Below are 13837 nucleotides of genomic sequence, written 5' to 3'. Positions count from 1 at the left end.
GCGATGCACATAACGCGCCGCCAAATTTTGACCGCCGTCGCTGGCATTGCCAGCGCCGCGCCGCTTGCGGCATTTGCGCAAGTTGCACCAACAATCCACGTTCTCAAAGACCCTAATTGCGGCTGCTGTCGCGCCTGGGTCGCCATTCTTAGGCAGGAGGGCTTTCGCGTCACCGAGGAGCGGAGCTTTGGGACTCTTATGATGCGTCACAAGCTGGACAACGGCATCCCGCAAAGAATGATATCGTGCCACACGGGCGAGATTGAGGGTTACATGATCGAAGGGCACGTGCCGGTCGCCGACATCCGCCGCCTGTTGGCTGAACGGCCAGATGCTGTCGGTCTCGCTGTTCCTGGCATGCCCTATGGGTCGCCTGGAATGGGCCCAGAAGATCAGCGTGAAGCTTATGATGTGTTCTTGATCCGCCGGGATGGTAGCAGCGAGGTCTTTACGAGCTATTCCGCAGCTTAGAACTCGAATGAACTCTGGGCCAGAGGCTTTATGAGAAATGACCGTTTTGATTGTGTCCTTCTGATGGAACTTATCCAAAAACGGTGATGCACGTTCCGATCTGAAGGCGGCGGCATGAACAGCCACATTCTGGGTGGGTTCCGCGCAACGGAAGACACACCGGAAAAGCCCGAACAAAGGCCACCGCAAGGGGAATATCAAGGCAGATAACAGCTAACAGGCAAAGTATTTTGGGAAAGGACTAGGCTTGAGATTTTTGGATTGGATTGACCTTGGCATTCGCGGCATCGGCGTCGTGACTGCGTGGCTGACAGTTGTTTCGATTGCTGCTTATGGCGCGCTTCAGATGCTGGATCGCAAGCTACAACTTGGCGTGTCGAGCTATTTGCCGGACCTGTCCACGTCACTGCTGTTCATCCTAATTTTCTTGACCTTTGGGTATACCTATCTGCGCGACGGTCACGTGCGCGTTGATGTTCTTCGCAGACATTGGTCCGCCCGCCGCATTGCTTGGATCGAACTGATTGGCGGCCTTTTTGTCCTTCTGCCGCTCGCCGCCATCCTGACCTACTACGGATGGGACGGCCTGATGCGCACCACAAAATACGCCGAGACCCAAGTGTGGGCACAACGCATAGCGGGGGTCATAGGCCCCATCTTGCTGGCTTTTGCGGGGATGATCGTCGCCCTTCGCAACATCGGCTTTCTGGCAGGGAGACGTGCGCAAGGCGCACCGGACCAAGCAAGCGGCCTGCACAATGGTGAATGAGGTCCTCACGGTTGCCATGCTTGTCGTGATGGCGATTGGGGTTTTCAGTGGCTTTCCGGTGGCGCTGGTGCTCGCGGGGACAGGCTTCTTGGGGTTTGTCGCTGCGGTTTGGGTGGGGATCACTGATTTTCAGCATCTGGGGCTGATCTACCTGCGGGCCCGTGGTGTACTGACTAATGAATCAGTCCAATTCACCAGCGTTCCAATGCTGATTTTTCTTGGCCTGATCCTGAATGCCAGCGGCGTTGCCGAAACCATGTTTCGCTTGCTGGGGCGTCTTCTGACAGGCGTTCCCGGTCGCTACGCCATTGCGACTTTGCTGATCGGCCTCGTTCTTGCGCCCGCCGCCGGGGTGATCGGTGCTTCCGTCATAACTGTGGCGTTGGTGGCCTATGCCCCGATGATGGCGTCGGGCTACGCACCGCGAACCGCAGGAGGCGCTGTCGCAGCTTCTGGAGCATTGGGTGTCGTGTTCCCGCCAGCCGTGATGCTGTTCTTCATCTCGAACGTGTTCTATCTGCGCATCGGATTGATGTATGTGGCCCTCATCGTACCTGTGCTTCTGATGGTCATGGCCTTCGCGGTCTACTTTGCGGTCACCTTGAGAAAAACGGTCGAAATCCCGCTGGACGCACCCAAGACCAATCTTGTGTCAGACCTCTTGTTTGTACTCGCGTCTGTCGCGGTTATCGCATCCATTCCGCTCAGCATCATTCTGGGCTTTGCGACACTAACAGAGGCGGCTGGAGTAGGGGTGTTTGGCGCGCTTTTGGTTGCTCTGGCGCGAAAGCGTCTGTCTTTCTCGTCGTTAAACTCTGTCACGGTGCAGACAAGCACGATGACGTCGATGGTCTTCTTCATCGTACTTGGCGCATCGGTGTTTTCGCTCAGTTTCCACCTCGTTGGTGGACCAAATGTGATCTTCGACTGGATATCCGCTTTCGATCTCACCCGGTGGGAACTGTTGGCCATGCTCCTTGGCGTGATCATCATACTTGGGTTTGTTTTTGACTGGATCGAGGTGCTGCTGGTCTTTGTACCCGTACTGATGCCGATTATTTCAGAGCTCGACTTCGCAGATCACGTCGGCTCTGCCTACTTTGCACAAATCTGGATCGCTGGCCTGATAGCCTTGGCGTTGCAGACGTCTTTTCTGACGCCCCCTTTCGGTTATGCCCTGTTCTTTGCCAAGATGGCCGCACCGAAGGGTATCAATCTGTCTGATATCTATCGCGGAGCGGTACCCCTTGTTGCCATTGAGATTGCATTGATCGCGGCGCTGATCTCGTTTCCTCAGCTTATCACTTGGCTGCCCGAAATGGCCCTTGGGGATGCCGATGCGCCGCAATTGATACAGCGGTGAGTGATGTAGCCTGCAGCGGGGGAAAGCATTCCCTTGTGGGTTCTCTAGGTTTAACCGTTTTTTCGGATTGAGCTGAAGCGGCCACTGGCGCAGCCGCAGCGAAATGGTGCTTAGTCCCGCAGAGCAGCCCTTTCGCGAAAACAGGGCCAATGGCTGCTTCCTTGAACCAAGCCAAGAACGAACCGGGGCCTAAGCCCCGATCCTCTTGATGCGGATTCCGAGCTTGCGGGCCTTGTCGACGATGTTCTCGGTGATGCCCGAACCGGGGGTGGCGATCAACCCTTGGGGCATGGTCTCGAGCATCTTGTCGTTGCGCTTGAAGGGGGCGGCCTTGCCGTGGCTCTTCCAGTCGGGTTTGAAGACCACTTGGGTGACACCCCGGGTATCTGCCCAGCGGGCGGCGATCATCTCGGCGCCTTTGGGCGTACCGCCGTGCAGCAGCACCATGTCGGGGTATTTCGCAAGGGTGGCATCGAGGACGGACCAGATCAGGTCATAGGCCTGATAGTCCCCGCCCGAGAAAGCGATCCGCGTGCCTTCGGGGCAGTGTACCTCAGTCTCCTTGCGGCGCTTGGCCGAGAGATAGGCCCGGCTGTCCACCACGGCGGAGGTGAGACCGCGATGGGAGACCTTTGATCCGGTGCGGGGCAACCAGGGTGAACCGGTGACGGCCGAGAAGTGGTCCACGGCCAAATCGCGCATCTGCTCGAAGGCGTCGCGATGGTCCCAGAGTTTAAGCCCAATCATCTGGAGGCGCTCCAGCTCGACCGAGGCGACCTCGGAGCCGTCCTGAACGCCCAAGCTTTCCCGGACCTCGAATTCGTTGTCGTCGAGGAGCTTCTGGATATGGGTCAGTCGGCGATGGAAGATCGAGGTGAGGGACCAGAGCATCTCTTCGAGATTGTCTTCCAGCTGGCTGCCGGTGAGGAGACCGATGGTGGTGTCGAAAAGCATCGTCATGGCGAGGTCGACCTCATCTGGTTGGGGCAGGGGGCGATGATCGGTTTCGCCCGGTCCTGCTGTTGCGCCGTGAAGTGCGAGGTGGTCGAGGATGGCGGAGGTTACGCCGGTTTCCTCTTGGATGTCTGTCTGATGGGGCATTGTCTGGTTCCTCTGTTTGATCTGACCCGATTTGGATGGGGCGATAACAGGACCGGCGGCGACCGGGCCGCATCCGTCAGGATCGGAGCGCAGCGGAGAATGTGACCCGGGCCGGAAAATTGTCTCCGCGAGGAATGGCCTGAAAGGGCAGGGGAATTTTCTGGTGCGGGGCGCATTGCTGCCCGGGCGAGGGGCACTCAGCCCCGACCCGCCGGTCCATCGCTCCCCTTATCCAAACGGGATCAGATCGAACCGGCGGAACCTTTGCCCTGTCGGACATCACCGGGAGGCCGACGCTCACCCGTCCTCGATCTCCAGACCTTGCAAATTCATGGCCCCTAATAGGGACCGGCGCAGCGCATCCTTGCCGAAAGCCCGCAGATCGTCGTTAAAATCGCCCATTTCCGGCACGAGATCACCACAGGCAATTCCTCGCGATTCCAGTTGGTTACGCAATCTCATGGAAGCGTTACGTCCAGCCTCGTCGTTGTCCCGCGCGATCCAGATACGCTTGATCCCCGGCGGCGGGATGAAGAGACCGAAATGGGTGGCGGTGAGACAGGAGGCGAGATCGAACTCGGGAAGAGCCGTGCCGACCGAGAGGGTGTTCTCGAGCCCTTCGCCGACGATAAGATCGGAGCAGACCGAGCCAGACCAGAAACGGATGGCATGGCCATGCAGCTGCCCGAGGATCCGTTTCGGGCTCTCGATCGCGGCCAAGCCGCCCGTGGACGGGTCGAGATAGACCCTTGCGCATCCGGTGATCTGGCCTCGATTGTCGGTGATCTTTGCGAGCAGGGCAAGGGCCCTTCGCGGCGGATCGTCGTCGTCCTCGCCTTGCCGCAAGAAGACCCGCGGGTGATAGCGCAGGGCCGGACCAAGCCGTGTGATGCTGCGCCCTTGCAGATAGGTGGCGGCCAAGGTGCCAAGCACCGGCTTGCCCGCGGCGAAGAGTTTGCGCGCCCGCGCGATGCGTTTGGCGGAGGCTGCATCAGGGCGCTCAGCCCTTTGGGTTTCACGAGGTGCGGCAGGGCAGGGGGCCTCGCCGAGAAAGGATCGAGCCTCCCTCAGCGTCTCCTTGAGCGTGACCGACCCAAGCCGTTCCTGCAGCAGGTCGATGAGATCGCCATATTCACCCGTCGCGAAATCTTGCCAGGACCCGGCCTTGCGCCCACCCTGCGCTTGCAGCCGGATGGCGAGACTTTGCCCTTTGATCCCCGAGGTGTCGCCGACCTGCCAATAGTTGCCCTGCTTGCGCCCCTCGGGCAAATACTGGCGACAGAAACTCTCGGCCCGGTCTGCCAGATCGGCCGAGAGGTCTGCGATACTGCGTTGCGCGCTCATGCGGCAGCATCCGCGCCGCTGGCGCCAACCGGATGTTCGGCGAGCACCCGCGCCAGCACATCGGTGCCATCCACCGGAATGAACACCCGCGTCTTCCACTGGATCACCTCGGTAAAACAACCCATCGCTTTCAGACGGGGCAGGGCCGCGCCCGACGCGCCGATCAGCTCAAGTCTCGGCTGTCCCATGACCAACGACCGGCGCAACTGGTAGCCGCCGAGGAGGTTCAGGGTCGTCCTGGCTTCCATCACCGCGGCGAAGACCTCCTGCGGTGTCATCTCGATCTGACAATCGAGACCGAGCCGCGCGTAGACATTGAGAAGCTGCTCCTGGCTGACCAGACGGCCGATGGCGCGTTCCCCATCCTCAGTCTGCAGGCGGTAGATGCGCATGTTGTCGGCGGGCAGCCGGTCCCAGATCGGCAGAAGGAGGCCACAGATCAGCGTGATCTTCGATGTGGTGAACTCCGGCACCGCCGCGACCTCGGCCTGCCAGAGCTGTTCGAACACCATATCATCGATCTCTTCCCAGTGCGATTTCGAGAATTCGGTGAGGGCGAGGATCTCGGTCGCCATGGGCCGCAAGAGCTTCACCCGCAGGATCGGTACGCCATCCTCATCCATGAAGGCCGGCGCCTTCACCATCAGGGCCGCGCGTTTGGAGGTCTTGTTCCAATAGAGCGTCGCGCCTTTGTTATCAGCGCAGATGGCTTTTACGCGGGACAGGGTGAGCGGATCGTTTCGATCGGTCCGCTCAACGGTCAGGGCGGTGGCCGTCGCCCCCGTCGCCTCATGTTCGAAGATCACCTTGCGGTCGACGATCTCGAATTTTTCGGCGCGCAGGGTCTCTAGCCCGACGTCCAGCGTGCCAGCCTGCCGTGCGTCCTCGATGATGGCCGAAAGGAACCCGCCGAAAGCCTCGAAGATCGCGTCCTGCATGTCGATCCGCAGTGCCAGACAGCGGTTCAGGAACTGCTGGATCGGCGGCAGGTTTTCTTTCATCGTGCCATCCGCCTCATCGAGTGTCAGCCCGGTCATCTCCTGGAACCTGGCATATGAGCAGGCGTCGATCTTGCCCGCCCGCAGCTTGTAGAAGAACTGTCGCAGCGCCGCGCGTGCGTAGGGGCTCTCAAGATTGTCCTCGGAGCGGAACATGTTCTGCCCGCCGGTCTCGCGTTGCCCCTTGGTGATCGCCCCGAGCGTGTCGAGGCGGCGGGCGATGGTGGAGAGAAACCTCTTCTCACCCTTCACGTCTGTTGCGACGGGTCGAAAGAGCGGAGGTTGCGCCTGATTGGTCCGATTGGTGCGCCCCAGTCCCTGGATCGCATTGTCGGCCTTCCAGCCGGGCTCAAGGAGGTAATGCACCCGGAGGCGCTGGTTCTTGGCCCCCAGATCGGCGTGGTAGCTGCGCCCCGTACCACCGGCATCCGAAAAGATCAGGATGCGCTTGGCGTCATCCATGAAGGCCTGTGTCTCACCAAGGTTGGAGGAGGCGGGGCGGTTTTCCACCTTGAGCCGCCCTTGCTGCGTCTTCACGATGCGCCGTTTGCGCCCCGTGACCTCGGCCACGGCATTCCCGCCGAAATGCCAAAGGATCTGATCGAGCGCGCCCTGCACCGGTGCAAGCGCGCCAAGATGCTCGACAAGATCGTCTCGCCGCCGCTCCGCCTCGCGGCAGATGATCGGGTTGCCATCGCCATCGAGGGCAGGGCGGGAGCGCAGATCGCCGTTCTCGTCGGTGTAAGGCTCAAAGAGCTGCGTTGGGAAGGAATGCATCAGGTAGTCCATGATGTTCTCGCGCGGCGTAAAATCGACCTGCAGGTCGTCCCACTCCGAGGGCGGGATCTCTTCGAGGCGCCGTTCCATCACCGCCTCGCTGGTCGAGACCACCTGAATCACGGCCGAATGCCCCGCCGCCAGGTCCGCTTCGATCGCATGGATGAGCGAAGGGCATTTCATGGCGGTGATGAGATGATTGAAGAAACGCTGCTTGTTGCTCTCGAAGGCCGAGCGCGCAGCGGATTTCGCCTGGGCGTTCAAGGTGCCGGTCTCGGAGGAAATACCGGACGCCTGCAGCGCTGCCTCAAGGTTGGTATGGATGATCTGATACGCATCAGCGTAGCTGTCATAGATCGCGACCTGCGCAGGCGTCAGCTCATGCACCAGCATCTCGTATTCGACCCCGGCATAGGAGAGCGAGCGTGCCAGATAAAGCCCGAGCGCCTTCAGATCGCGCGAGATCATTTCTATGGCGGCAATACCCCCGGCTTCCATCGCGGCGACGAATTCGGCCCGCGTCACGAAGGGGAAATCCCCGGTGCCCCAGAGCCCGAGACGGGAGGCATAAGCGAGATTGCCGACGACCGTGGCACCGGTCGCTGAGACGTAGAGCACCCGCGCATCGGGCACGGCGTTTTGCAGCGCGAGGCCAGCGAGACCCTGCTGGGACGCCTTTCTGTCGCCGCGGTCGGACTTTTCGCCGGCGGCATTCGCCATGGCGTGGCTTTCGTCGAAAGCGATGGCCCCGTCGAACCCCTCGCCGAGCCAAGACGTCACCTGATCGAGGCGGGAGGCTTTACCCTCACGCTCGGCTGAGCGCAGAGTAGCGTAGGTGACGAAGAGGATACCCTCGGGCAGACGAATGTCGCTGCCCTGACGGAATTTCGAGAGCGGCACGATATCGCTTTCGCGCCCACCGAGCGCCATCCAGTCGCGCCGCGCATCTTCGATGAGCTTGTCGCTCTTGGAGACCCAGACCGCCCGTCGGCGTCCCTGCAGCCAGTTGTCGAGGATGATACCCGCGACCTGCCGCCCCTTGCCGCAGCCGGTGCCATCACCCAGGAACCAGCCCTTGCGCAGACGGAAGGCACCGTTGTCGCCCTCAGTCGCGGCCATCAACTGGCCCTCGATCTCGCCGCGCTTAAACCAGCCCTTGAGATGCGTCTCGTGCGCATTGCCCGCATAGATGACGCTTTCGAGCTGCGGCGCGGAAAGTAGGCCGTCGGCGATGAGGAACTTCGGCAGGACGGGGCGGTAGGTCGGGATGGGTGGCGGAACCGAGGCCATGGCGGCGGACTGCACGAGAGCAGTCGGATGCTCCACCGCACCATCGATCCGGATCGCCTGAAGGTCATAGGCCTCGTAGACCGTGTCCTGCAAAGCACCGTCAGGCTCGCTCCAGGCTTTCGGCAGGTAGTCGAGCGGGGCGGTTTCGACGTCATCGAAGGGATGCCTCGCGCGTTCTTCGGCGAGGGCGCGGGTTTCCTGGCGCGCGGCGTTGCGCAGGGCATGCAGGTTGGTGCGGGTCGGGCGAGGTGGCACCGAAAGAGCCGCGCCAGTGGGGCAGGGCAGGGGGTTGCGGCGCGCGGGACAATGGGTGAGCACTGCGGAGAGAAGATCACTCGTGGTCGCGCAGATCGGATGATAGGCGGCGTCAATATCAGCCGGTGCGGTCTCTTCAGCACCAGCCACGCGCTTGTCGATCACCGTCAGCCTAGTGTCGATCGTTGTGCCATGCCGAGCGAAGACCTTGCCGTCGATGGCTGCGGAAAACACAACGTCAGCGCTCTGCCCGATCCGCTGAAACGTCGACTGGAAACTCTTCGTGGAGGGGCGAAAACTCTCGCCAGTGATGACGACGAGACGCCCGCCGGGCACGAGACGCGCCAGGGCGGAGAGAACATGCTGGCTGGTGGCCTGCCGGAACTTGCCCTCGACATGGTTGGCCGCAGAAAACGGCGGGTTCATCACAATAACCAAGGGCGTGATTGACCGATCCAAACGGTCGTCGATCGAGGCGGCATCGTGTTCCGAGACTGCAGCGTCGGAGAATAGCTGCTCCAGCAACGCGCGGCGCGTCTCCGCGAGCTCGTTCAGCGCCAGGCGAGCGCCTGCGATCCGGGCGAAGATCGCCAGCATGCCGGTGCCCGCCGACGGCTCGAGCATCAGGTCGTCGTCCCGAAACCCCGCCGCATGCGAGACGATGGCCGCCAGGGGAAGAGGGGTCGAGAATTGTTGCAGCCGGACACTGTCTTCGGAGCGCCGCGTGTGCGACGGGGCCAGACAAGCCAGCCGTTCGATCATGGTGAGAAAGGCTTGCGGCGAGGGTGCCTGCCGCTGCATCAGCGCGCCGTAGCGTGCGAGCATCAGGATCTGGGCCGCCTCGGCGGCCTCATAGGCGTCCTTCCAGACCCAGGCACCACTCGTGTCGCTTGCGCCGAAAGCATCCTCCATCGCGGCGCGCAGGGCAGCGGCGTCGATGGACCTGCCTGCCTCTAACAAGGGGACGAGGGTTCTTGCAGCCTGGATCAGGTTTTGGGCGAAGCGCGAGGCTTCCGGGCGGGCAGGGGCCCCGGCCTCGGGCGCAAGAGGGACGGAATGGGGGTGAGCGTTCATCGGCAATCTCCGGGGTTTAGGGTTGGTCCCGAGCCCCGCGTGCACTCTCTCACCCGGGAGGGGTCACCCCTCCCGCCCTGTCTTTCGCTCTTTCATGGCAAAGCCCCGGTACGCAATTGCCCTGTGTCAGGTCGGCCGCAGATGGCGCGGCACGTCCATGGATTGATGCAGCACCCGGATCACGAATATCCTGTCCGGGTCCACCTCGTAGAACACGAGGTGCCGGCCCGTGATTAGTTTACGCGCACCCTGCAAGAGATCGGAACAGTCAGACCCCATTTGCGGGTTGGCGATGAGACCCTTGAGGGCGCGATCGATATCATCGAGATAGCGGTCCGCCTGCGCCTCGCCCCACTGCCCATGTGTCTCGACCCAGATATCGACGAGGTCGGATTTTGCCGCCTGGGAGTGATGAATCCTACGCATCAGGAGCGCCGGAACGGCTCCGCGCCTCGCGCTTGATCTCATCCATGTCAAGCGGACCGGCGTCACCGGATTGTTTGCCCTCCATCAGCGCAACGCGAAGCCGCGCCCGCTGACCTTCCTGCTCCTCCATCAGGCGCAGAGAGGCGCGGATCAACTCGCTGGTTGACCCGTAACGCCCCTCTTTAAGCATCAGGGCGATGAATTCGTCCCAATGGGGGCCAAGTGTGACGCTTGTGCTTGCCATGCTCACCTCCGTAATACGCATGAATAAGATATATGAGTATTTCGGGCGTTTCAACTCGGGGGTGGGCTTGCGCCCTGTTCCGCAGCGGCGGGTCTTTGTACCTCTCGCAAAATCAGAGGATCTACAACCGCCCGCGCCTCGGACAGGCAGTCCAGCTCATAGTCGCCGACGAACCCCCAACAGGCGTCGATCTCCTCGCCGTCCTGCTCAATGACATAGCCATAGACCCGGCCGCCGAGATAGGCGTCGTAACTGACGATTTCGCCGCGCAGGATGTCGGCTGCCTTTTCGCGTAGCGTCTTGGTGACGCGCTTCACTTCGAACTCGTCCCGGACTGCCTCAAGCGTCACATAGACATAGCCGACCTGACCGGAATCCCACGGACAATGGAAGCCGATGGTGTTCATGGCAAGGCCTGAATGATCGTAGAGAAACACGGGCAGAAGGACTGCCTTGCGGTCCGCCCGCTCGCGCAACTGCGCCATCGAAAGGTCGCTCTGATCTGAGACATCGGCGAGATCGCGCAGGAACGCTTCGGGGCTGTCGAACCGGTGGCTGTCACCCAGCCGATAGCGCCGATGCCAACAGATCAGCGTGCCGAGGTTGCACCACTCCCGTGGGCTTTCAGCATCGGGGTCGTGGTAGATCTTGATGTTGTGGCCGCGGTGGGCCTCTTCATAGACGGGGTCATGCATGTCGATGTCCTTTCTTGAAACGCAATCGACCCGCCAAACCTGTTGCGGCTCGGGCGGGTCGATTGGGACAAGGTCAGATAGTTGGTGAGTTTGCCGCCTGGCGCATCAGGCGGCGGCGTGGTTCTGACGATGCTGGACGTGCTCGACAGAGACCTTAAGAAGCCAGTCTTCGAAACCGAGAATGGTATGGTGATTGGCCACAGCCTCGACCCAGGCCGCACGCGGATCGCCGACGATCTGCGTCGGATCGTCGTCGATCCGGCCATTGGCCATCCACGGCTCTGGCTGAATGCGCCCGAGCCAGTCTGCCAGCGACGGGATGCGTCCCTGGCAATCCTCGCGCACATGCTGTTCACCGATCCAGCGGATCGGGACGACCCGGCCCGCGCTGTTGGTCAGGCTGCGACCGAAGTGGCGTTCAGCATCATAGATCCCAACGGTATGATGTTTTTGGGCTCTGTGAACAAAGAGACCTAGGTGCTCTTTGGATGAATCAAACCAGTCATGCACGAACTGATAGTCATCTGGCACACCGCCGAACTTTCGGGCTGAGCTTTCGGCGTGATGGAGGGGATGAGCCATATCAAAGCCCCTCGTGTTCGGTGGTGTTGGTTTCGATATAGCGGTTCGAGTGGCTGACATCGATTTTGTCAGTCGCGAGTGCCCAAGTGAGTTCGCCATAACCGCCTTCGTTGTTCTCGAAGCCGGGGCTCAGCGCATAGGCAAAGTCCCAACCGAAGTCTTCGACCCGGCGGCGCAGCTCTTCTGTCAGAGTGATCGTGTCAGGCGTCACGACGACATCCTCGACATTGCCGGAATCGCCGTAACCTTCGTATTGCACCTCAACGTTCGTCACACAGAGGCCGCGCAGCTCGGAGAGAAGGGCAGCACGGTTCTCGACCCGCTGTTCGGCAGCACGTCTCTGAGATTCGAGCATCTGCACGTAGAAATTATTCACTTGTGTCACGTCTTCAGTCCTTTGAAATTGAGGGGAGGGCGACCGTTGTACGAGGCCGCCCTGGAGGTTTCCTGCGGGGGCTTCAGGCCGCAGCGTCGCCGCGTTTCTCGTTCGTCCGATCAACGAGGTTGAAATAGAGGTTCTCGGTCACGCGCTTGAACCCCGGGGGTTTGCGCGGGGCGAGACAGCGCACCGAGGCGCTGCAGCTCTCGCCATGCTCCATCGCGAACTGCGTCACCTGGTCGATCAGGTCGACCATGCCCGCGGCCTGGATGCGCTTTTCAGGGTAACTCGCCATCATCTTGAACTCGGTGACGACGAAAGCGCCATCACGATGCGCCGGGTAGAGGGTGATCTGGTAGTCGAGTGTCTTGGCCATCTCTGGTCTCCTGCGGCGGGCGGGGCGCGGGTATCGCGCCCCTTGGAATCCGCCAGCACGAAAGGACCGCCCTTGGTGCAAGGGCGGTCCGGGGCGGTGTTGGGAAGAAAGGTCGTCAATATTCCGACGGAAGAAGCAGGGTCAGGACCCTGCGTGTCTGCGTTGGATCGGACGGCTCGGGGGAGCCGTATTGGTAGTCGACATCGTACAGGTCGAGTTTGAACCAGACCGTCGTGCCATCAAGTTCGATGACGCCCATCTCGTGCCAGCCATAGGGGTCGCTATCAGCATTGAAGGCGCCGAAGGCCGCAACGCGGCGTGTGAGTTCCAGCCGGGCATCGGGCCCAAGCGCCGCGACGCCCCGCGTCATCACGAACTGTCCCTGCGGCGCATCGGCAACAGGGGTATTTCCGAGGATGGAACGGCGAAACGCATCATTTTGCGCAGCGATCAATGCGGCTTCCCGCACAGGGTCAAGGTCGAGTGTGGCGGTCATGTGAACTCTCCGGGACGGGCCAGCCGATCCGATATCGGCTGTAGGCAACCCGTCAGTCGGAAGGGGCCGCACTCGATGTGAGGACGGCCCAAGGTTCAGGTCAGGTTCAGGTTGGTGCTCGGCTCGTCAGGCCGCATCCTCGCTGAGGAAGGCGGGCAGGGACGACGGTTCATTGCTCTCAGTGTCAGTCAGGGAATCTTCGGCGGACACATCCCCCTCCTTGGCCTCCGGCACATCGCCAGCCATGTCGGCACCGGCGTCTGTGGCACCGGAAAACACCATCCCGTCGGGCAGCCAGCGCGTCGTCTTCGCAACCGTCGCCGTGTCGAACCCTTCCGTCTCGCCGGCCGTTTCCGCGAAAGCCCGCTCCATCGCGGCCGCGATATCGCCTTTGCGCTCGCGATTGCGATCCTCGGCGTAGTCGTCGCCGATCAGCTTGCGTGCCGTGGTCACTGCATGGCCCTTGTTGACCCGGCCCCAGTAGTTTTGCGCGGTCGGGCGCCAGCAGGCTGCCACATCGACATCGAGCCGCGCGCCAATCTCCTCGATGATGGGGGAGGGGCGATTGTCGGAGGAGAGCTGCGGCTTGACTGCCAGACCCGTCGCCAAGGCAAAAAGCGCCTGCTTGTCCGCGATGGGCAGCGCCGACATCGCCCGGAAGTCCTCAGGTTTCTCCAGGGTCATCCAGTCGGTGGCGAGGTCCTGTTCCAGCGCCTCGAGCATCTTTTGGGCGACAGTATCCGCGTGCAGCACCTCGCGGTTTTGCGCCTGGAAGGGCCGGATCGAGATGTCGAGCGCTTCGTTGTTGTAGGACCGCCCCAAAGCCTGCTCGCAGAGCGCATAGAGCATCGCGTCAAACGCCACGTCGAAATCCGCCGCCAGATGCGCCCGCAGGATGTGCTGGCGCGTGGCGCGCAGATCATCCGCCAGGCTCGCCGAAATCCCATCTGCCTTGCGAAAGGTCGCGGCCGGGTCGGAGGTCGGCACGGGAGTTGAAGAGGTCGGCAGCGTCACATGCGGCCGGGAAGGGGAGTGGGCATCACTCGCATCAGCATGCGCCTCGTCCGGCTCGGGTGCGGTGGGAATATCCTCGGGCCGCACCAGGCCTTTCTCGAACCGTTGTCGCGTTTAGTTCCCGATTTCAATTGAAGCAGTAAGCTGAAACTGAAGCGCTGGAATTTCACCTTAGCGCTTCAC

At 61.5% G+C, this 13837-nt stretch carries 14 protein-coding genes; 3 read left to right on the top strand and 11 right to left on the bottom strand.

Annotated elements, in window-relative coordinates:
- The first annotated feature begins 3 nt into the window (after positions 1–3).
- The 3 genes from ACOYQJ_RS22225 (at position 4) to ACOYQJ_RS22215 (ending at position 2603) form a co-directional block, all read left to right on the top strand.
- A complete protein-coding gene (locus ACOYQJ_RS22225; RefSeq protein WP_112313392.1) occupies positions 4–471 on the top strand; it encodes a DUF411 domain-containing protein in 468 nt (155 codons plus the stop codon).
- A 247-nt stretch (positions 472–718) separates the two neighbouring features.
- Positions 719–1240, top strand: coding sequence for a TRAP transporter small permease subunit (locus ACOYQJ_RS22220; protein ID WP_321174747.1), 522 nt, complete (start codon positions 719–721; stop codon positions 1238–1240).
- Positions 1230–2603: a TRAP transporter large permease gene (locus ACOYQJ_RS22215; protein WP_321174746.1), complete on the top strand. Its 1374-nt coding sequence runs from the start codon at positions 1230–1232 to the stop codon at positions 2601–2603. Before ACOYQJ_RS22220 ends, ACOYQJ_RS22215 begins: the two co-directional genes overlap by 11 nt.
- A 189-nt stretch (positions 2604–2792) precedes the next feature.
- Here the strand turns inward: ACOYQJ_RS22215 and ACOYQJ_RS22210 are convergent, their stop codons facing one another.
- The 11 genes from ACOYQJ_RS22210 to ACOYQJ_RS22160 all read right to left on the bottom strand — a co-directional run bounded on the left by ACOYQJ_RS22210 (position 2793) and on the right by ACOYQJ_RS22160 (position 13741).
- On the bottom strand, positions 2793–3704 hold the full coding sequence (locus ACOYQJ_RS22210) for a DUF2493 domain-containing protein (protein WP_422908152.1): 912 nt from the start codon (positions 3702–3704) through the stop codon (positions 2793–2795).
- A 297-nt stretch (positions 3705–4001) separates the two neighbouring features.
- Positions 4002–5048, bottom strand: a complete 1047-nt coding sequence (locus ACOYQJ_RS22205; protein WP_422908151.1) for a DUF7146 domain-containing protein — start codon at positions 5046–5048, stop codon at positions 4002–4004.
- Positions 5045–9442, bottom strand: a complete 4398-nt coding sequence (locus tag ACOYQJ_RS22200; protein ID WP_422908150.1) for a strawberry notch-like NTP hydrolase domain-containing protein — start codon at positions 9440–9442, stop codon at positions 5045–5047. The genes ACOYQJ_RS22205 and ACOYQJ_RS22200 overlap by 4 nt, the downstream gene beginning before the upstream one ends.
- Positions 9443–9568: 126 nt before the next feature.
- A complete protein-coding gene (locus tag ACOYQJ_RS22195; RefSeq protein WP_197922758.1) occupies positions 9569–9868 on the bottom strand; it encodes a type II toxin-antitoxin system RelE/ParE family toxin in 300 nt (99 codons plus the stop codon).
- Positions 9861–10112 carry a type II toxin-antitoxin system ParD family antitoxin gene (locus ACOYQJ_RS22190; RefSeq protein ID WP_093037612.1) on the bottom strand — a complete coding sequence of 84 codons (252 nt, stop codon included), beginning with the start codon at positions 10110–10112 and terminating at the stop codon, positions 9861–9863. Before ACOYQJ_RS22190 ends, ACOYQJ_RS22195 begins: the two co-directional genes overlap by 8 nt.
- Positions 10113–10162: 50 nt before the next feature.
- Positions 10163–10807, bottom strand: coding sequence for a hypothetical protein (locus ACOYQJ_RS22185; protein WP_422908149.1), 645 nt, complete (start codon positions 10805–10807; stop codon positions 10163–10165).
- Positions 10808–10912: 105 nt separating this feature from the next.
- Complete coding sequence (locus tag ACOYQJ_RS22180; protein WP_422908148.1) at positions 10913–11389, bottom strand: DUF6915 family protein; 477 nt, start codon at positions 11387–11389, stop codon at positions 10913–10915.
- A gap of 1 nt (position 11390) precedes the next feature.
- Positions 11391–11774 (bottom strand): DUF6878 family protein, encoded by a 384-nt coding sequence (locus ACOYQJ_RS22175; RefSeq protein WP_422908147.1) that lies wholly within the window; start codon positions 11772–11774, stop codon positions 11391–11393.
- A gap of 73 nt (positions 11775–11847) precedes the next feature.
- A complete protein-coding gene (locus ACOYQJ_RS22170) occupies positions 11848–12144 on the bottom strand; it encodes a hypothetical protein (protein WP_422908146.1) in 297 nt (98 codons plus the stop codon).
- Between the two features lie 115 nt (positions 12145–12259).
- Complete coding sequence (locus tag ACOYQJ_RS22165; RefSeq protein ID WP_422908145.1) at positions 12260–12640, bottom strand: DUF3768 domain-containing protein; 381 nt, start codon at positions 12638–12640, stop codon at positions 12260–12262.
- A 126-nt stretch (positions 12641–12766) separates the two neighbouring features.
- On the bottom strand, positions 12767–13741 hold the full coding sequence (locus ACOYQJ_RS22160; RefSeq protein ID WP_500797227.1) for a hypothetical protein: 975 nt from the start codon (positions 13739–13741) through the stop codon (positions 12767–12769).
- Positions 13742–13837: the final 96 nt, after the last annotated feature.

Source organism: Pacificoceanicola algae (genome assembly GCF_049341065.1).
Classification (GTDB): Bacteria; Pseudomonadota; Alphaproteobacteria; order Rhodobacterales; family Rhodobacteraceae; genus Pacificoceanicola.
The sequence above is the reverse complement of the archived record's forward strand: the minus strand, read 5'-3'. Positions and strand labels throughout refer to the sequence as shown.

Coding starts and splice junctions, on each gene's coding strand:
- ACOYQJ_RS22190 (WP_093037612.1), bottom strand. CDS start 10,112: ATGGCAAGCACAAGCGTCACACTTGGCCCCCATTGGGACGAATTCATC.
- ACOYQJ_RS22165 (WP_422908145.1), bottom strand. CDS start 12,640: ATGACCGCCACACTCGACCTTGACCCTGTGCGGGAAGCCGCATTGATC.
- ACOYQJ_RS22170 (WP_422908146.1), bottom strand. CDS start 12,144: ATGGCCAAGACACTCGACTACCAGATCACCCTCTACCCGGCGCATCGT.
- ACOYQJ_RS22200 (WP_422908150.1), bottom strand. CDS start 9,442: ATGAACGCTCACCCCCATTCCGTCCCTCTTGCGCCCGAGGCCGGGGCC.
- ACOYQJ_RS22215 (WP_321174746.1), top strand. CDS start 1,230: ATGGTGAATGAGGTCCTCACGGTTGCCATGCTTGTCGTGATGGCGATT.
- ACOYQJ_RS22195 (WP_197922758.1), bottom strand. CDS start 9,868: ATGCGTAGGATTCATCACTCCCAGGCGGCAAAATCCGACCTCGTCGAT.
- ACOYQJ_RS22185 (WP_422908149.1), bottom strand. CDS start 10,807: ATGCATGACCCCGTCTATGAAGAGGCCCACCGCGGCCACAACATCAAG.
- ACOYQJ_RS22205 (WP_422908151.1), bottom strand. CDS start 5,048: ATGAGCGCGCAACGCAGTATCGCAGACCTCTCGGCCGATCTGGCAGAC.
- ACOYQJ_RS22180 (WP_422908148.1), bottom strand. CDS start 11,389: ATGGCTCATCCCCTCCATCACGCCGAAAGCTCAGCCCGAAAGTTCGGC.
- ACOYQJ_RS22225 (WP_112313392.1), top strand. CDS start 4: ATGCACATAACGCGCCGCCAAATTTTGACCGCCGTCGCTGGCATTGCC.
- ACOYQJ_RS22210 (WP_422908152.1), bottom strand. CDS start 3,704: ATGCCCCATCAGACAGACATCCAAGAGGAAACCGGCGTAACCTCCGCC.